This is a genomic window from Botrimarina mediterranea, assembly GCF_007753265.1.
Taxonomy (GTDB): Bacteria; Planctomycetota; Planctomycetia; order Pirellulales; family Lacipirellulaceae; genus Botrimarina; species Botrimarina mediterranea.
Genome location: NZ_CP036349.1, coordinates 1 through 18,512, shown reverse-complemented (window position 1 = coordinate 18,512; position 18,512 = coordinate 1). Strand labels below are relative to the sequence as shown.

General features: G+C 64.7%; 16 protein-coding genes. 6 read left to right on the top strand and 10 right to left on the bottom strand.

The window, feature by feature from the left end:
• Positions 1-264 precede the first annotated feature (264 nt).
• Positions 265-819 (top strand): rhodanese-like domain-containing protein, encoded by a 555-nt coding sequence (locus Spa11_RS00085; protein WP_145105090.1) that lies wholly within the window; start codon positions 265-267, stop codon positions 817-819.
• Positions 820-931: 112 nt separating this feature from the next.
• Complete coding sequence (locus Spa11_RS00080; protein ID WP_145105087.1) at positions 932-2,593, top strand: FAD-dependent oxidoreductase; 1,662 nt, start codon at positions 932-934, stop codon at positions 2,591-2,593.
• Between the two features lie 22 nt (positions 2,594-2,615).
• Here Spa11_RS00080 and ald read toward each other — a convergent pair whose 3' ends face one another.
• Positions 2,616-3,740, bottom strand: coding sequence for an alanine dehydrogenase (gene ald / locus Spa11_RS00075; protein ID WP_145105084.1), 1,125 nt, complete (start codon positions 3,738-3,740; stop codon positions 2,616-2,618).
• Between the two features lie 439 nt (positions 3,741-4,179).
• Here ald and rplM point away from each other — a divergent pair, with 439 nt between their 5' ends.
• Both rplM and rpsI read left to right on the top strand, forming a co-directional pair.
• Complete coding sequence (gene rplM / locus Spa11_RS00070) at positions 4,180-4,641, top strand: 50S ribosomal protein L13 (RefSeq protein ID WP_145105081.1); 462 nt, start codon at positions 4,180-4,182, stop codon at positions 4,639-4,641.
• 101 nt (positions 4,642-4,742) lie between these two features.
• The gene (rpsI, locus tag Spa11_RS00065) at positions 4,743-5,141 is read left to right on the top strand and encodes a 30S ribosomal protein S9 (protein ID WP_145105078.1); all 399 of its coding nucleotides are present in this window, start codon (positions 4,743-4,745) and stop codon (positions 5,139-5,141) included.
• Positions 5,142-5,549: 408 nt separating this feature from the next.
• Here the strand turns inward: rpsI and Spa11_RS00060 are convergent, their stop codons facing one another.
• Both Spa11_RS00060 and Spa11_RS00055 read right to left on the bottom strand, forming a co-directional pair.
• Positions 5,550-6,080 carry a hypothetical protein gene (locus Spa11_RS00060; RefSeq protein WP_145105076.1) on the bottom strand — a complete coding sequence of 177 codons (531 nt, stop codon included), beginning with the start codon at positions 6,078-6,080 and terminating at the stop codon, positions 5,550-5,552.
• Positions 6,081-6,140: 60 nt separating this feature from the next.
• Positions 6,141-6,509 (bottom strand): BON domain-containing protein, encoded by a 369-nt coding sequence (locus Spa11_RS00055; RefSeq protein WP_145105073.1) that lies wholly within the window; start codon positions 6,507-6,509, stop codon positions 6,141-6,143.
• 398 nt (positions 6,510-6,907) lie between these two features.
• On the opposite strand from Spa11_RS00055, the gene Spa11_RS00050 reads away from it, so the two are divergent.
• A complete protein-coding gene (locus Spa11_RS00050) occupies positions 6,908-8,536 on the top strand; it encodes a DUF1549 domain-containing protein (RefSeq protein ID WP_145105070.1) in 1,629 nt (542 codons plus the stop codon).
• A 25-nt stretch (positions 8,537-8,561) separates the two neighbouring features.
• Positions 8,562-9,962: a DUF1501 domain-containing protein gene (locus tag Spa11_RS00045; protein ID WP_231933086.1), complete on the top strand. Its 1,401-nt coding sequence runs from the start codon at positions 8,562-8,564 to the stop codon at positions 9,960-9,962.
• Positions 9,963-10,077: 115 nt separating this feature from the next.
• Here the strand turns inward: Spa11_RS00045 and Spa11_RS00040 are convergent, their stop codons facing one another.
• From Spa11_RS00040 to Spa11_RS22665, 7 genes are all read right to left on the bottom strand, one after another.
• Positions 10,078-10,494, bottom strand: coding sequence for a VOC family protein (locus Spa11_RS00040; protein WP_145105064.1), 417 nt, complete (start codon positions 10,492-10,494; stop codon positions 10,078-10,080).
• 6 nt (positions 10,495-10,500) lie between these two features.
• The gene (locus Spa11_RS00035) at positions 10,501-11,256 is read right to left on the bottom strand and encodes a response regulator transcription factor (protein WP_145105061.1); all 756 of its coding nucleotides are present in this window, start codon (positions 11,254-11,256) and stop codon (positions 10,501-10,503) included.
• Between the two features lie 202 nt (positions 11,257-11,458).
• Positions 11,459-12,196, bottom strand: coding sequence for a response regulator transcription factor (locus Spa11_RS00030; protein ID WP_197529607.1), 738 nt, complete (start codon positions 12,194-12,196; stop codon positions 11,459-11,461).
• A gap of 446 nt (positions 12,197-12,642) precedes the next feature.
• Complete coding sequence (locus Spa11_RS00025) at positions 12,643-15,168, bottom strand: DNA gyrase subunit B (protein WP_145105055.1); 2,526 nt, start codon at positions 15,166-15,168, stop codon at positions 12,643-12,645.
• An 86-nt stretch (positions 15,169-15,254) separates the two neighbouring features.
• The gene (locus Spa11_RS00020; protein ID WP_197529606.1) at positions 15,255-15,641 is read right to left on the bottom strand and encodes a DciA family protein; all 387 of its coding nucleotides are present in this window, start codon (positions 15,639-15,641) and stop codon (positions 15,255-15,257) included.
• A gap of 256 nt (positions 15,642-15,897) precedes the next feature.
• Positions 15,898-17,022, bottom strand: a complete 1,125-nt coding sequence (gene dnaN / locus Spa11_RS00015) for a DNA polymerase III subunit beta (protein ID WP_145105052.1) — start codon at positions 17,020-17,022, stop codon at positions 15,898-15,900.
• Positions 17,023-17,351: 329 nt separating this feature from the next.
• Positions 17,352-18,512 (bottom strand): helix-turn-helix domain-containing protein, encoded by a 1,161-nt coding sequence (locus Spa11_RS22665; RefSeq protein WP_197529605.1) that lies wholly within the window; start codon positions 18,510-18,512, stop codon positions 17,352-17,354.

The window sequence follows — 18,512 nt, the reverse complement described above, 5'->3', positions numbered from 1 at the left end:
GCGGAAGGGAGTTCGGGGTCTCCGGATGGTAAACGGCGGGGTTCGCGACGGCTAGCGGACGAGCGGTGGCTCCCCCCAGCAATGAGGTTTGAGGAAAACCACCGAACTTTACGATCGGAAATATCGTAAGATGACGATATGTTGAGCGTCTAGCATCCCCGTGTACGTGAAGACGCGTCGGCGCGACTCGCCTCCACCCTCGTAGCCATTACTTCTTCACCCCTCAGCCCCTAGCTCCTCAGCCCCTAACCCCTAACCCAAACCATGCCCGCAACTGTCTCCCCCGCCGAACTTGCCGACGCTCTTAAACAGAGCGACACGTCGCTCATCGACGTCCGCACCCCTGTGGAGTTCCAGGAGGTGCATGTCCGCGGCGCGCGAAACGTTCCGCTCGATCGATTGAAGCCGGCCGACTTTCAGGGTCGTGATCAGAAGTTGTACGTGATCTGTAAATCGGGGAGCCGGGCCGCCAAGGCTTGCGATCAACTCAGTGCGGCGGGCATTACGAACGTCGTCAACGTCGAGGGGGGCACGCAGGCGTGCGTAGAGGCGGGCCTGCCGGTGAACCGTGGCGAGGCCGCGATGTCGCTCGAACGCCAGGTTCGCATCGCTGCGGGGACGCTTGTCGTCATCGGCACGGTGCTCGGCGCGCTAGTCCATCCTTACTGGTTAGGTTTGTCCGGATTCGTCGGCGCGGGGCTCGTGTTTGCAGGAATCACCGATACGTGCGGCATGGGTATGTTGCTCGCCCGCATGCCGTGGAACCAAGTAGGGAAATGCCGAACGAATTCCCCTACCAAAACTTCGGCGACTTCCTAGAACGTTGCTCAAGGGACGCCCTCCGCGGCGTTCCGGGGCGCCGGGGACACGCCATCCGTAAGCAAATCAGTGCAGCGCCGCGGAGGGCGTTTTCTTAACGGATAACCTCGACATGAAAGTCGTGATTGTGGGCGGCGTCGCTGGCGGCGCGAGTGCGGCGGCGCGACTGCGGAGACTCGACGAGACGGCCCAGATCGTCCTGGTGGAACGCGGCGCCGAACCGTCGTTCGCCAACTGTGGCATGCCCTATTACATCGGCGGCGAGATTGCGTCGCGCGACAAGCTGCTCGTCGCGCCGGTCGAGATGTTGCGCGAACGCCACCGGCTCGATGTCCGCACTCGTCAAGAGGTCATCGCGATCGATCGCGAGGCGAAGTCGGTCCGCATCCGCGACCTCAACGAGGGGCGTGAGTACGAAGAGTCGTACGACAAGCTGATCCTCGCCCCCGGCGCCGCGCCGATCAGGCCGCCGATCCCGGGGATCGACCTGCCGGGCGTCTACACACTGCGCAACCTCTCAGACGCCGACCGGCTGCGTACGGCGACGCTCGAGGCCAAGCGCGCCCTGATCGTCGGCGGTGGCTTCATCGGCGTCGAGATGGCCGAGAACTTGGTGCGTCGCGGCGTAGAGACGGTCCTCGTCGAACGCAACTCGCAGGTGCTTACGCCGTGGGACGCGGAGATGGTCGCCTCGATGGCCGAGCGGCTGACCGAGGCGGGCGTGGACCTGCGCTTGAACAACGAGGTGGTCGCGTTCCACAAGGCGAACGATTCACTCGAAGCGGAATTGAAGAGCGGCGAGCGGTTGCCGATCGACTTCGCGGTGCTGGCGATCGGGGTGAAGCCCGAGAGCTGCTTGGCGGTCGAGGCGGGACTCGAGGTCGGCGCGCGTGGCGGCATCGTCGTCGACGAGCAGATGCGCACCAGCGACCCCAACATCTTCGCCGTCGGCGACGCGGTGCAAGTGACGCACTACGTCACCGGGCAACCAACGCAGATCCCCCTCGCCGGGCCGGCGAACCGCCAAGGGCGCATCGCCGCCGAGGCCTGCGTGGGGCGCCTGTCCGAGTTCAACGGCGTGCAAGGGACGGCCGTGGTGGGTCTGTTCGACAAGACCGCCGCGATGACGGGTCTGAGCGAGAAGGCGTGCCGTGCCGCTGGGATCACCTTCGACAAGGTTTATCTCCACCCCGCGCACCACGCCGGCTACTACCCCGGCGCCGAAGGGATGACGCTGAAGCTGCTCTTCTCGCCCGACGACGGCAAGGTGCTCGGCGCGCAGGCGGTCGGCGGCTCGGGGGTCGATAAGCGGATCGACGTCATCGCCGTCGCGATCCAAGCGGCGCTCACGGTCTTCGACCTCGAAGAGGCGGAGCTGTGCTACGCCCCGCAGTACGGCTCGGCCAAGGACCCGGTCAACATGGCCGGCTTCATCGCAGCGGGGGTGATGCACGACGAGCACCCGGTGATTTACGCCGAAGAGATCGTCGAGGGGTTCCTCCCCGAAGACGTGATTCTGCTCGATGTCCGCACCAGGGACGAGCACGACAGGGGCGCCATCCCGGGCGCTTTGAACATCCCGATCGAGGAGCTGCGCGAACGCCTCAACGAACTTCCCGCGGAGCAGCCCGTGGTTAGTTACTGCCAAGTCGGCGTGCGCGGCTACCTGGCGACGCGCGTCCTGCTGCAATCGGGCCGCGGAGCCGCGAACCTCTCCGGTGGGTACACGACGTACCGACAGGTGATGGCGGCGCGGAAGTTGGCCTCGCAGTGAAACGCGTCGGCAGGAAGGAACGTTAGACAGCAAACAACGCCGAGTGCTTCAGCCCGAACGTCTCCGCCACGGGGCCGTTTGTCACGGCGCCGTCGAACAGGTTCACCGCCCGGGCAAGCGGCTTCGACGCGGTCGCGGCCTGCGCCGCGCCGTCCGAGCCCGGTCCCGCCGCGGCGATACGCATCACCCACGGGAGCGTCACGTTGCACAGCGCGAACGTGCTGGTGCGGCCCACGGCGCCGGGCATGTTCGTCACGCAGTAGTGAACGACGCCATCGACGATGTAGGTCGGGTCGGCGTGCGACGTGGGGCGGCTCGTCTCCATGCAGCCGCCCTGGTCGATCGCCACGTCGATGATCACCGCGCCGTTTTGCATCCGCGCGAGATCGGAGCGTTCCACAAGTCGCGGCGCTTTCGCCCCGGGGATCAAGACAGCGCCGACGACGAGGTCGGCCCGCTCGAGCTGGCGGCGGATCGTGTGCCGGTCGCTGTAAAGGCAATCGACGTTCGCCGGCATGATGTCGTCGAGGTAACGCAGCCGGTCCATGTTGATGTCCAGGATCGCCACGCTCGCTTGAAAGCCGGCGGCAATCTTGGCCGCGTTTGCCCCCACGACGCCGCCCCCCAGCACGGTGATATGTGCCGGCGCGACGCCGGGCACGCCGCCTAGCAGGATGCCGCGGCCCATCTGCGGGCGTTCGAGGTACTTGGCGCCCTCCTGGATGCTCATACGTCCGGCGACTTCGCTCATCGGCGTCAGCAGCGGCAGCCGGCCCTGGTCATCGGCGAGCGTCTCGTAAGCGATGCAGGTCGCGCCCGACGCGAGCATCGCCTCGGTCAGCTCGCGGCTGGCGGCGAAGTGGAAGTAGGTAAAGACCGTCTGCCCGCGCTTCACCAGCGGCCACTCGCTGGGCTGCGGCTCTTTGACCTTCACGATCAGATCAGCGCCGCCCCAGACCTCAGCGGCCGTCTCGACCATCGTGGCGCCAGCTTCGATGTAGGCCTCGTCGGGCAGGCCCGAGCCCTCCCCGGCATGCCGCTCCATCAGCACCCGATGCCCGCGGCGGACGAGCTCCTCGACCCCCACCGGCAGCATCGCGACACGGTACTCGTCCGGTTTGACCTCTGTAGGAACACCGATGTTCATCGTGGGGAGGGGCCAGGGGCTGAGGGGTTAGGGAGCCAGGGAACGCGTTAGCGACTCGGCGCCATAGCTAAAGACTACGGCCCTTCGACGGGGGGCAGCAAACCCGAACTGCGCGGCGCACTCTCGAATCGGCGGGCGCGGAAGGGCCAAACTTAGGAGACGCGTCATGCGAGCCGGGCGGCGTTAGCCCCCGGAGGGCGGCGGGTACCGACTTCCCCTTCGGTCGCTGACACTCCCGGGCTCGCCTAACATCCACTTGGCGGCCAACCTCCCCAACCCGCCCCAATTTGCCGCTTGTGCCGCCGCCGGGCGGCCGATAAGATGCGGGGCTCCCGTGCGGCTCTACGTCTGTACCGGGAGGGTGGTCTCGCCGGTTGAAGCCCTGTTTTGACCGCTGTACCCGCGATTTTTGCAGCCCCCGCGTATTTTCGGTGTTTTCATGCGTACGATTACCCGCCCGCTCCAGCGGACCACGCAGCTCAAGCCGGCCGACGTCGAAGCCCAATGGTTTCACGTTGACGCCACCGACCGCGTGGTCGGCCGTTTGGCGGCCCAGATCGCCACGGTCCTGATGGGCAAGCACAAGCCGACCTACACGCCGCACGTCGATACCGGCGACTTCGTCGTCGTGACCAACGTCGAGAAGGTCCGCTTCTCCGGCAAGAAGTGGGAGCAAAAGAAGTACGCCTGGGTGACCGGCTACACCCGTCAGCGGACCATCGTTGCGGCCGACCGTCTCGAGAAGAAGCCCGAGCTGATTCTCCAAGAGGCCGTCCGCCGGATGCTGCCGAAGAACAAGCTCGCCTACGCGATGCTCACCAAGCTGAAGCTGTACGCCGGCGCCGAGCACCCGCACCAAGCGCAGCAGCCGACCGAACTCGACCCGAACACCATTCGCTGAGCGAACTGGGGGGAGCTAACGCTTCCCGGCTCGCACGAAGCGTCATCAGATAGAAACGGGAAAATCCCGCCCACTGCCTTCTGCCCACCGCCCACTAGCAAATGCCCACCGCCACGCCAGACGCCCTGGGAACCGGCCGCCGCAAGACGAGCGTTGCTCGCGTTCGGATCCGCTCGGGCAGCGGTAAGATCACGATCAACAACCGTGAGATCGACGATTTCTTCCCGATCCCGCAGTACAAGAATCAGGTCCTCGCGGTCCTGGAGCACTGCGAGATCGCGGACAAGGTCGACGTCGTGATCCGCGTCCACGGCGGCGGCCTCACCGGCCAAGCCGGCGCCTGCCTGCAAGGGATCGCCCGCGCCATCCTCAAGCACGACAGCGACCTTGAGGATAAGCTCCGCGAAAAGAGTTTCCTCACCCGCGACAGCCGCATGAAGGAACGCAAGAAGCCCGGTCTCCGCGGCGCCCGTCGTGGAACGCAGTTCTCGAAGCGTTAAGCTTTGGGAGGATTGGCCCAACCAAAAATCGAAAAGCCCGTCGGACTTCCGACGGGCTTTTTTTGTAGTCGTTTTTAACCACAGAGTCACTGAGGTCACTGAGTGACGCACAAAGAAGGGAAGTCACCTCTGTGTTTACTCCGTGCTCTCTGTGGCTCTGTGGTTAGTAAACGGCACTGGGACTAGTAGCTAGAAATCGCATCCTCGCACGAATAGCAGGATGAGCACGATTGGCAGTGGCAGGCCGATCAGCCATCCAATCAGGGCGTACTTAATCTTGCCGGCGCGGTCATCGAGTTGCTTCTTCATGATTTGGAAGGCGGTTGCTAACGGTGATGGGTAAAGGTTAAGGCGACTCGGGCGCCAGGCCTCTTCAGGCGAGGCCCGGCGCCCCGAAGCCGCGTCGCTTCAGTCGGCGTCGTTGACGCCTTGGGCCGAGATGTGATCCGCGTCGGCGTCTTTGAAGATCTGCTTGACCTTCGAGACTTCGTCGCTGTCGGCGACGCTCACCGAGATCAACGCGTTGCCCTCCTTGAGGTAACCCTCGTACTGCTTGGCCTCGTACTCCGAAAAGCCAAGACCAATCAACCCGCCAGCGATCGAACCTGAGGCGCCGCCAATCGCTGCTCCGCCGAGAGCGGCCATGATCGGACCAGCGGCGATGAAGGGGCCGAGGCCGGGGATCGCCAGGGCGCCGATGCCGGCCATCCAGCCAAGCACGCCGCCGAGGACCATGCCGCTGCCTGCGCCGGTAGCGGCGCCCTCCGGCGCCTTGGTCGCGCCTTCAATGGCGATGTCGCCACCGCCGTCGTCGTGCGGCATGACGAGTGAGATCTCCGATTCGCGGAGCCCGCTGGCGCGGAGCGCGTTCAAGATCGCGATGGTCTTCTCTCGGGTATCCGAGATGCAGAAGACAGCAGTGTCGTGAGTCGTAGCCATGATGTGTTCCTTGAGGTTGTTTGTGTTAAGCGAGCGGTCGGGGCTTCGAGATTGCTTCGATTACTCCGCATCGACTTCGAGTTGGTCATCGACGTTGCCAGCGCCGACGACGCCCGTTGCGACGTCGACAATCGCGGCGCGTTCGGCTTCCGAAGCGACCGGGCCACGCAACGTTACGCGGCCCGCTTCGGTGACGATCTTTACGTTGCGGCCGGCGACAGAGAGGTCATCGATCTCCAGGACCTGCGATCGGATCTCGGCGACTTGGTCGATGTCGGTCTCTTCGTTGGATTGATCGAAGGGGGTCTTGGTGGTCCCCTCGGCGTCGCGTTCGTTGACGGACGTGTTGTCGGGCTCGGCCTGCATGCCCGCGTCGTCACAGCCGATTGCAGCCACGGCGATGCCCGCCGCGAGAAATAGCGCCTTCATGATTTCCGCCCTTGGTTTAACGGGGGTTGAGACTTGGGGCGTTGCACGGCCCGCGCCCTGCCGGGGCAACGCCGTTCGCCGCTGCGATAGTGAGAGGCGAGCAGTAGGCAAAGGCCGTACCGCAACCCCGTCGGAGGGGGTGCGTCGCCATAAATCGCCTGGAATCCGGCAGCTTCGGCCTCGGCAGCCTGCCTCCGCCTGGACCTGAGGAAAGGTGGCGCAGGCGAAGGCAGTTTGACTCGCCAAAGACCATCGGTTGCCTCGTTGCTGTTGCTTTTTCCCTTTGAACGACGATGTTCCGCGGCGATTTTGGTGGAACCCGCTGACCAAAGTGGGGTTAGATGGAGTGAACGGGCGCCTCTGGTCCCGTGCTCGTTGGTCCGCCGAGGGTCTTACTGATGAGGCGACGCTTCCACGTCTTCGTGATCCCGCTCGGGCTGGTGCTGGCCACATCGGCCACCACAAGAGCCGCCGGCCCCAAGCCCACCGTTGTCGCCAAGCAGATCGACCAGCTGCTTGCTGAAGAGCTAGCGCTGAGCCCCAGCGAACTCGCGCCAGCGGTCAACGACACCACGTTCCTCCGCCGTGTCTACCTCGACTTGCTCGGGACTATTCCCTCGCCCGAGGAGGTCCGCGCGTACGTCGCCGATGACCTTCCGCGTAAGCGGCGCCGGCTGGTCAACGAACTCCTGAAGCGCCCCGAGTACGGCGTCAGTCAGGCGCGCTACTGGCGCGACGTGATCCTGTCGCGGCGGCTTGAAGATCGAGCGATCGTCGTCGGTCCCGCGTTGGTAGAAGACCTCGCGCAGTGGATCAACGACGGCGAGCCGTGGGACGCCATCGCGCGCCGCTTCATCACCGCCACCGGAACGGCCAGCGAGAACGGCGAGACGGCGATCTTCGTCGCTCAGGATGGACGCACCGAAGAGATCGCCGCCGAGGTCTCGCGCATCTTCCTCGGCGTGCAGATCCAGTGCGCCCAGTGCCACGACCACCCGTGGGACGAGTGGAAGCGTGAGCAGTTCCACGAACTGGCGGCGTTCTTCCCGCGCGTCGGCATGCGGCCGATCCGCGACGCGCGACCGCTCGACCTGATGGTGAACGTCGCCGACCGACCCGACCGGCCGCGGTTCCGCTCCGGCGTGAACCTCAATCGTCGCGGCAGGCCTGAGCACTACATGCAGGACCTTGAGAAGCCCGGCGAAGTCGGCGAACGCATCGAGCCCAAGTTCTTCCTGACGAGCCTCGAACTCCCCGCCGGCACGCGCGACGCGGACCGCCGCGCCGAGCTCGCCAACGAGCTTACGCAGACCGACTGGTTCGCAACGGCCTTGGTGAATCGCTACTGGTCCGAGCTCGTCGGCGAAGGTTTCTCCGAACCCATCGACGACCTCGGCCCCGGCCGTGAGTCGTTGGCGCCGGGCGCAGCGGATCGCCTCGCCGGGGCGTTCGCGGACAGTGGCTACGACCTGCGTTGGCTGCACAAGACCATCCTGGCAACCGACGCCTACCAGCGAGAGAGTCGCCCCCGTCGCACGCCCGACGAGAAGCCCTTCACGGCCAGCGTCGCACAGCCGTTGCGTGGCGATCAGCTGTTGGACTCGTTGCTCGCTGCTCTGGAGGTTGACGAGAGCCGACTACGCGGTCTCGGCGGCGGCCGCGGCGGTTATGGGATCGCAACGCCACGGCTCGGCTTCAACGCCGCGTTCGGGTACGACCCGAGCGAGCCGCGCTCGACGATTCAGGCGACGATCCCGCAAGCCCTCGCCCGGATGAACACGCCGCAGCTCAACCTCGCCGTCCAAGCGCTGCCAATGACGGTCGTCGGCAGGCTTCAACGAGAGCATGGCAATGACGTCGAGGAGATCACCAGCGAGCTCTACCTGCGGACGCTGTCGCGCGAACCTACGGCGGAGGAGTTGGCGACGGTAAACGACTTCGCCGACGAAGCCACCTGGAGCGGCGCGGCGATGGAAGACCTGATGTGGGCGCTACTCAACTCCGCGGAGTTCGCGCACCGAAGGTAGGGTCGCTGTGCGGACCGTGGATTCGATGTTCCGTACGTTGTGGCAGACCATTGAGCAGTTGCAAACCTTTCACCACGGTCCGCACAGCGGACCCTACACCATGACCGCCTACCGCCGTTTCACTAACATCGGGCTCGATCGCCGCGGCGCCATCGCTTCGCGAAGAGACTTCTTGCGTAGCGCCGGCGCGACCGCGGCGGCGGGGTTGTTCACGAGTTGGACCGACCAAGTCAGCTGCGCGGCCGAGTCACTCCGTAAGCAAGGTAAGCGCTGCGTCCTCCTCTGGATGGAGGGCGGGCCGAGCCAGTTCGAGACGCTCGATCCCAAGCCCGGCACGTCGTCAGCCGGCGACGCGGGCGACATCGCCACCGTCGTCCCTGGCGTTCACCTCGCGGAGAACTTGCCGCATCTCGCCAAGCAGATGGGCGACCTCGCGGTGATCCGCTCGCTCACGAGCAAGGAAGGGAGCCACCCCCGCGCCCGCTACTTGATGCACCACGCCGCGCTGCCGATGGGGGGCGCGGATCTGCCGACGCTCGGCTCCAGCGTCGCCGAACGTCGCCGCGCCGCTGGTGACTACGAAGTGGCGAGCAACCTGCCGAGTTATGTCCGCGTCGGTCGCGTCGGCAACGCGGGGAACGCTGGCATGCTCGGCGTTGAGTACGACCCGCTCACCGTTGATGGCCCGACGCAACCACCACGCAACGCCCGACCCGCTTCCAGCGTCGCGCGCTTCGAACGGCGGCTAGGTCTTTTGCGCCGGCTCGAAAGCGACTTCGGCACTGGTTTCGGCGCTGTCGAGGGCGCCGACGTGGTCGCGAACCACCGCCAGCTCGTTGACGCCGCGAGCCAGATGATCCTCTCGCCCGAGATGCAGGCCTTCGACCTCGAGCGAGAGACCACCGCGATGCGGGCCAGCTACGGTGAGGGCCGCTTCGCCAACGGTTGTCTGCTCGCTCGGCGTCTGCTGGAGTCGGGCGTCACGTTCGTTGAGGTGACGCTCGGCGGCTGGGACACGCACGACGACAACCACGCCCGCACGCAAGAGTTGTGCGGGCAGTTCGACAAGCCGGCCGCCCGGCTGATCGCCGACCTCAAAGAGCGCGGCATGCTCGACTCGACGCTCGTCGTCTGGATGGGCGAGTTCGGCCGCACGCCGCGCATCAACGGCCGTGGCGGGCGCGACCATTATCCGAAGGCCTTCAGCGCGTGGCTCGCGGGCTGCGGCGTCCAAGGAGGTCAGGTGATCGGCGCCACCGACAAGAGCGGCGCCGAGGTTATCGACCGCCCCGTGTCGCCACAGGACCTGTTTCAGACGATCTACCACGCGCTGGATATCGACCCGTCGCACGAGAACACCACCAGCACGGGACGCCCGGTCAAGCTCGTCGATGGCGGCGCCGTCATCGATGGGCTCTTTGCTTAATCTGTTCTTGGATTCACCATGACGGACACAACGGCCTCTTTGCCGAGGCATCGTCGACCCGGAAGGCCGACCGTCGTGCTCGACGCGGTTATTTCTTCTCTGCCTGAAGAGGCGATCACGGCTCCGACGCGGGGGGGCCAATCCACAGCATCGGGTTGTGCGCCACCTCCCAGAGGTGGCCGTCGGGGTCGGCGAAGTAGCCCGAGTAGCCGCCCCAGAAGGCCCGCTGCCCCGCTTTGACGAGCGTCGCGCCGGCGGCGACCGCTTCGGTGAGAAGTTGATCGACTTCATCCTCCGAACCAACGTTGTGCGCCAGGGCGACGTCACGGAAACCGCTCCCCTTGGCGCTTACCTGTGCGTCTTCCGCTAACGCCTCGCGGCCGTAGAGTGAGAGCCACGTTCCGCGTAGAGAGAAGAACGCCACCTCATCGCCCGGAAAGTCGAGCCGCGGCAGCCCGAGAGCCGCATAGAACCGCGCCGACGCGGCCACGTCGCGCACGCCGAGCGTGATCAGGCTGATGCGGTCGTCCATCGGCGATCACAACCCCATATCGATGAAGCCGTTGTCCTGCAGCCGCGTCAGCAGGCGGGCCAGATCGACGGCCTTGGCGACCTCTAACTTGGCGAAGATCTTCTGCTTCCGCAACTCGACGCCACGTGTCGTCATGTCGAGCGATTCGCCGAGCTCGCGGCTGCTAGCGCCTAGAGCGGTTCGGCGGCAAATATCTTGGTCGCGCGCGTTGAGTTCGCGGAACTTCGCGTAGGCGATGGAGAGATCGGTTTGCTTGGCGACTTTCGTCCGGTCGTTGTGGATGCTGAGCCTCATAACGCCGAGGATCGCCAATCCCGGGGCATTGAGCGGCTTAAGCGAGGCGGCGTGAGCGACTACGTGATAGGTGGCGCCGTTAAGTCCCACGCCGGCGTTCTCGCAGATCACGTACGGCGAGCCGTCGAAGATCAAACTCTCGATCTTATCGGCGCGATCGGCAATGACGGGGTCAAGGAACGCCCGCTTGGTTCTGCCGATGGGTGAGGCGTTCGGCGAGAAGTGCTTTCGATGGGACGGATTGCTGTACACGAGCACGCCTTGGGCGTTGCTGATGTAGACGCACTCGGGGAGGCATTCCAGTTGGGGGAAGGACCAGTCGACCGCCTCGACGCACAGCTTTACATGCCGATAGACCTCGTCCGCCACTTGGCAGAGGGGGCGTCCGGTCGGCGTGAACGCACAGTCGTTCGTCGTCGCCTCGGAGTTGGCGCTGAGCGAGTCGCCCTGATTGGTGTCTGCGATCATGGGCTTATCGACTCTCTCACTTTCTACAAATGCCAACTCAGCGGGGGCAGGCCTGGAGGTCGCGATTATTGGTCAGGGCTAGTTCCGTAGAGCGCCACTGCCGACCGTCTAAGACGTTGGGCCGAATCCCCTCGATGTCGTCACACACGTTTGCGACGAGAACTCTCCGAGCGGCCACTTCTTTCTCACCGATCCGAGCTAGCTACAAGCCGAGGTCGAGGTAGCCGCGGTCCTGCAACCGCGTCAACAGCCTCGCCAAGTCAACCGCCTTTGCTACTCCCAGCTTGGAGAACGCCTTCTGCTTGCGAAGTTCGACACCTCGCGTCGTCATACTCAGGCGTTCGCCTAGTTCGCGGCTGCTGACGCCTAGGGCTGTCTGACGGCACAGCTCCTGGTCGCGGTCCGACAGCTCACGGAATCGCGCGCATGCCGTCGAAAGATCAAGCCGGCGGGTCGCTGCGTCGGTGTCGGTCTGCCGCTCCAAGCGGATGACCCCGAGGATCGCCAGGCCTGGGGCATTGAGTGATTGGAGTGACCGCTTGTGGGTCACCATCTTGTAGAGCAGGCCGTCAGGGCCCGTGTTGGTGTGCTCGCACTCACAGTACCGGCACCCGTCGAAGAGCAGGGCATCCTGCCTCTCACTGAGCGCCGCGCCGACCGCGTCGAGAAACGCGTTGGCGGTACGGCCGATCGGCGAACCGATCTGTGCGAAGAGCTGACGATGCGCCTTGTTGCTGTAGATGCAGACGCCGTCCGCGTTCTTGAGGAACACGCACTCGCTGTAATCCGATAAAGGTGAGAAGTCGTGATCGCCGCCCGATCCCAGTGCTTTGAGGATCTCTTCGATCTCGTCCGCTATCCGTGACAGGGGCCGCCCCGCCGCGAGTCCGACGTGAGTCGTGAGTTCGTCAGACGCCTCTAGACCTTCTTCGCGAAACAAACCTGCCGATTCCTGCATAGCTATCCATCGTGGACGAAGCCCCAAAGACGTCCGATACGCTGGCTAACGAACAGCAATGACCCTCCCATCTCCCCCACGTTTTGGGGGAGAAAGAGAGGAGAATCGCCGCTGCTCTTGGCTGGCAACACCCGGTTCTAACCACGTCATGAGGCCGCCGCAACACAAGGAAAAGCGAAGATGGCTTCGCATTAGGAACGCGGCGTGCCGCAAACCCCTACGGTATCGGGGTTTATCGCCTTCAATTCCCAAGAAATCAGACGAGGATTTCTATGTGGATTGCCGTAATTTCCTAAATTGCGGTCCTTTCTCAATACCAATTGTGTGCGGTCACTCACGCAATCGCTCGCGACGCGATCGATGGGGCTTCTACTCTCGCTCGGCAGTGGCCAATCCGGACGCTTATGATGCCGCCATCCCCGGGGGGGTCAAACGTCGAGATTCTTGACGTCCAAGGCGTGCTTCTGGATGAACTCGCGGCGCGGCTCGACTTGGTCGCCCATCAGCACCCGAAACAGTTCATCGGCCGCGGCGGCGTCTTCCATCGTCACCCGTAGCAGCGTCCGGGCGGCGGGGTCGAGGGTGGTGTCGCGGAGTTCCTCGGCGTTCATCTCGCCGAGCCCCTTGAAGCGGATGATCTGCAAACCCTTCTCACCCGCGGCGCGGATCGCGGCGGGCAGCCCACGCAGGTCGTCGAGCCCCGACTCGGATTCGCCCCGGCGGATCACAAACCGGCTCGTCTCCTCGCCGGTGCGCTCCTGCGGGATCAGCGCGTCGATCTCGAAGCCCATCGGCGACAATTCACCGAGGACGGTGTTGATCGTCCGTACCTCATGCAGCTCAACGACCCGCAGACGTTGCTTGACGGCGACTACTGCATCCGGGGCGTCGTTGGCCTCGCCGTTCTGGGCCGCCTCACCGTTTTGGGCCGCCTCGATGTCCTGGAGCGTGATCGCCGCGGCGCCGAACTCGACGACAATCTCGTCCGTCGAGGCGTGTTGCTTCTGGGCGATGAAGTCATCGACTTCTTGTCGTGACGTAAACCAATGCTCTTCCAGACCAAAGAAGACATGGTATACCGGCAGCTTGCCGGTCACGGGGTCTTGTCGCTCGGCGTGCATCTTCAGCGACACGCCACGGCGTTCGAGCTGGAGCAACGCATCTTCGAGCCCCGCCAAGTGCCGGACCAAGGCGCTCATGGCGTCCCCTTCGATACGAACGCCCTCGGCCGACTCGAGCACGCTGTCGCCGAGACCCAGATTGAGAAGCTCCATGCGCATCTCTTCCTCGGTCTGGACGTACCGCGCGGGGTTCTTGCCGCGACGGACGCGGAACAACGGCGGCTGGGCGACGTAGACGTGGCCACGGGCCACGAGGTCGTACATCTGGCGATAGAAGAACGTCAGCAGCAGCGTGCGGATGTGCGACCCGTCCACGTCGGCGTCGGTCATGATGACGACGCGGCCGTAGCGGCGTTTGCTGATGTCCTGCTCGGCGCCGATCCCCGCGCCGATGGCAGAGATCATGCTGCGGATCTCTTCGTTCGCAAGAACTTTGTCTTCGCGGCTCTTGTAGGCGTTGATGATCTTGCCTCGCAGCGGCAGGATCGCTTGGAACTCACGCCGCCGTCCGCCTTCGGCCGGACCGCCGGCCGAGTCGCCTTCCACGAGGTACAGCTCGCACTTATCGACCACCTTGCTGGAACAATCCCGCAGCTTGCCCGGCAGCGAACCGCCGCCCAGGGCGCCCTTCCGTTCGCGGATGAGCTGCCGCGCCTTGCGGGCCGATTCGCGAGCCTCGGCGGCGACCATCCCTTTGCGGAGAATCGCTTTGGCCGTCTTCGGGTTCTCTTCGAGGTGCTTCTGGAGGTACTCCCCGAACAGGGTGTTAACGATGCCTTCGACCTCGCCGTTGCCGAGCTTGGTCTTCGTCTGGCCCTCGAACTGCGGGTGCGGCACGCGGCACGAGATAACCGCGGTGAGCCCTTCGCGGAAGTCCTCACCGTTGGGGGTGAGGTCCTTGAACATCCCCTCTTTCTTGCCGTAGTTGTTCAGCGTCCGCGTCAACGCCGCGCGGAAGCCACTGAGGTGCGTGCCGCCCTCGTGCGTGTTGATGTTGTTGACGTAGGTGTGAACGTTTTCGGTGTACTCGCCGGAGTACTGCAGCGCGACTTCGAGCTCGACGCCGTCCTGCTCGCCCTGGAGGTAGAGCACCTCTGGGTGGACCTGCTCGCTGGCCCGGTTGAGGTGGACGACGAACTCGCGGATGCCGTCCTCGTACTGGAAAGTCTCCGAATCGTTGGTGCGGCCATCGGTGATGGTGATCCGCACGCCCTTATTGAGGAACGCCAACTCCTGTAACCGCTTCACCAGCGTCGCGTAGTTGTATTTCGTGACCTGGAAGATCTGCGGGTCGGCCTTGAACGTCGTCTTCGTGCCGCTCTTGTCGCTCTTGCCGATCCGCTTAATCGGCGCCTTGGGGATGCCGCGCTCGTACTCCTGGTGATGGACGCCGCCATCGCGGAAGACCTCGACGTCGGCCCATTCGGAGAGGAAGTTGACCACCGTCACACCGACGCCGTGCAAGCCGCCCGAGGTTTGGTAGGCGCCTTTGGTAAACTTGCCGCCGAACTTGAGGACCGTCATCACGCCTTCGAGCGTGCTGACCTCGCGATCGAACTGCTCGGAGAGCTGGGTGTGACGTTCAACGGGGATGCCGCGACCGTTGTCCTCGACCGTAACCGATTCGTCGGGGTTGATCGTGACCGACACGTCGGTCGCGAAGCCGGCCATCGCCTCGTCGATCGAGTTGTCGACAACCTCGTACACCAAGTGGTGCAGGCCACGCACCGTCGTGTCGCCGATATACATACTGGGCCGTTCGCGCACGTGCTCCAGGTCGGAGAGGTGCTCTAGGTCGCCTTCGCCGTATTCTTTATTGGACTCGATCGCCATGTTGTGTTTCGTTTAGCCGTTGGGGTGGCTGGGTTTCTCTTAGGAAGGAGATGAGGGGGGATGTTGGTGATAGGGGAGATATCGTGTCAGGTAATCCGTCCTACCTTGAATCGCAGCGCTGTGATCTTGGAGTCGGATAGCGCCGTTTGCGTGGCGGCGAGCAGGGCGGGTCGGTGGAAATTGATCTCTTGCATGACGACATGGTTGGCGACCATCACCTCTAGGACGCCCCGCTTGAGCGCGCCGGCCGCGGTCATGCCGGCGATCGCCGCATCGCCCAACACCTCGGCCGCCGCCTTCGCCCAGCCGTCCCGCACCCTGTCGGCGCCCTTCACTGCGGCGTAGCCGTGCTTGGCGACCACCGCCGCCACCACATCCCCCGCACGCTTAGGCCGCCGCGCGTAGAACCCGGCGCGTTCCTTCTCCGAACGCTTGCACAGGTCCGACAGCTTTTGGGCGACGTCTTGGTCCACTGGTAAGTCGATTGTTGAAGGAGATGATGGTGATAGGGGGGATGAAAGCAAAAAGTTTCATTTCTGTAGGAGGCGTCTCCGACGCCGATTACGCGCGTCATGTCGGATGCGGCAAGGAGACCGTAGTCGGCGTCGGAGACGCCTCCTATATTTCCATTTTTTTATTACACCTTCCGTATCTCAAACGAAGCTTCTACATCGCCTTGCGATCTCCCCTATCTCCAACATCCCCCCATCTCCTTTAAACGGAGAGACTTCAATTCCGGTCGCGCGCAAGGGGCATGAGGACGTATGTGTAGCCGTCGTCGGTGAGGGCGACCGCGGCCGAGTCGCTGTCCACCAAGTCGAACGTGAACGACTGCTCGGGGCCGAGCGTCTTGAGGAAGTCGACCAAGAACCGCGGGTCAAGGGTGATCTCGATCTTCGCGCCGTCGTAGCCGATCGGCAGCTCGACGTGCGACTCGCCGACCTCGGCCGCTTGGCCGGCGAGAACCAGGGCGCCGTCGCCGAAGGCAAAGTCCACGCCCCGCGACTCGTCGTTCGTGACAATCGCCGCTTGCCGCACCGCGGCGAAGAACGGGCCGACCGTCAGCTCGATCTTCGCCGAATCACTACGGGTCGGAACGACGTCGCGCCAACGCGGGTAACGGCCTTCGAGCAAACGGGTCGAGAGCGTCGAGGTCGGCGTGGCGAACACGGCGTCGTTGGCCCGCACCGCGAACTTCGTCGGCGCCTCTTCGTCGGTCAACGTGCGGTCGATGAGTTGCAGCGAACGCATCGGCACGATCGTCGCGTCGCCCACCGGGGCGGGGTCGCCGATCTTCTCCAGCGGGCCCTCCATCTTCGCCAGGCGACGGCCGTCCGTGCCGACCGCGATGAGTTTGCCCTCTTCAGAGACTTCGAACTTCACACCGCCCAACGCGTAACGGCTCGACTCGTTGTCGGTCGCGAAGATCGTCCGGCGGATCATCTCCTTGAGCAACCGTGTCGGCGCCTGGTAGTACGCCTCGGCGTCGAAGCCCACCGCCGGCGGGAACTCGCTGGGGTTCTCGCTCGGCAGGTTGAACCGGCTCCGTTCGCCACGGACGAGCGTCTTCACGCCGTCGGTCTCGATGCGGAACGTCGTGTCGGAAGACTCACGCAGGATCGCGCCAAAGCGCGTCACCGGCAGCAGCACCGAACCGGGCGTCTCGACCTCGACGCCTTCGACTTCGCGGCGGATGGAGACTTCCAGGTCGGTCGCGAAGAAGGTGGCCGAGCCGTTGTCGCTCACTTCGAGCTTGACGTTCTGCAGGATCGGCTTGGGGCTGCGTGCAGGGGCGACCGCCGCCACGTCTTGGAAGGCCTTGAGGAGCTTCTCGCGGTCACAGGTGATCTTCATAGGCACTTCGAGGCGGACGCTCGTGCGTCCCGTCCCCGTTCCTTCAAAAAGTTTTTAAAAAGAATGGTGGTAGTTGTAAGGCGGCGAGCAAAAGCGTCGGTGGCGTAGGACTCCGCGTCCAAAAACGCCTGCTGCGACACGAGTTAGTGGCGAAGACAACGTCGTGCAAAACTCGGCGCGCCGCTGTAGCGAGTTGGTTGTGACGTGGCGAGCGATTGTCGCCCGGTGAGAACCATGAGGGCCAGTGACCGCCTCGAACGACACCAAGCGCCGACATCGCAACGGACGCGCGCCAAGTTTTCCCGAAAGTGTCGGAAGCCCGCCGATGTTCATGGCGACGCCTCCCCTTTCGAGACGCACGACGCCGACATCTCCGCCCGGCCGAGCCGACGCAGCAAATCATCGATCGCCGAACGCAGCGCCCGGTCCTTCGGCAGCCGGTCGTCGATGCGGTGGAAGTTGTGCATCACGGTCGTGTGGTCGCGTCCCCCCAGGTAACGGCCGATCTCGTCGTAGCTGAGCGGCGTCAGTTGGCGGGCGAGGAAGATCGTCACCGCTCGGGCCAACACCACCGGCGCCTTGCGCGAGCTGCTGCGGAGCGTGCGGAGCGACATCGCGTAGTAACGAGCCACTACCGCGGCGATGTCCGACAGAGGCGTCGAAGCTTCTTGGGCGGCGGCTTGAGTGATGTACGAGCGGGCCTCGGCTTTAGTGATCGGCTTGCGCCCGCCGAAGCGGTGCTGCAGGTCACTCGCCACCGCCAGCACACGGCGGGCGTCGGCATGGAGCCAAGCGGCAAGGTCGGCCGCGGCGGCGGGTTCGACATGCCGACCAGCCGCCGCCAGCGCCGCGACCAGCAGCTCGCGCCGGGTCCCCTCGGCGGGCGCTGCAACTTCAAGATTCAACCCCGCCGCCAACCGTCCCACGATCCGCGCATCGAGCCCGGCTATCTCGCCGAGCGGTTTGCTGGCGGTAACGACGAGCGCGGCGCCCGCTGCAGCGAGACGATCGACCGTGACGGTTAGCAGCTCGACCGCGACAGCCGATTCGGCGAGGGCGTCGAGGTCTTCGACCACCAGCAGCTTGAGCGCGGCGAGGTGATCGGCCAATTCCGCGACGGCGCCGGGCCGCTCGGTTTCCGCGCCCAACGCGCGTTCGAGTTGGCGACGCAGGTCGAGGCCCGTGACGCTGAGCACCGCGTCGTCGCCCTGGGCCGCGCTCCAGGCCGCGGCGACGCCGGTGGCGAGCAGGCTCTTGCCGCTGCCGGGCGGGCCGATGAGCGTGAGCGGCGTGGCGACGGCATTGCCCGTTTGAGCGGCGGCGATCAAGCGGGCGACCGCCGCGGCGACCAGCGAGTTCTCCGGGCCGGCGTAGTAGACCGAGCGGTCGGGAGCCGCGGCGGGACGCGTTGGAAGACCGCTACGACCCGACAGCGCGCCGGGCAGCGGCAGCGGGGTCACACGGGACGTTTCCAGGCGGGCGGCGGGCAC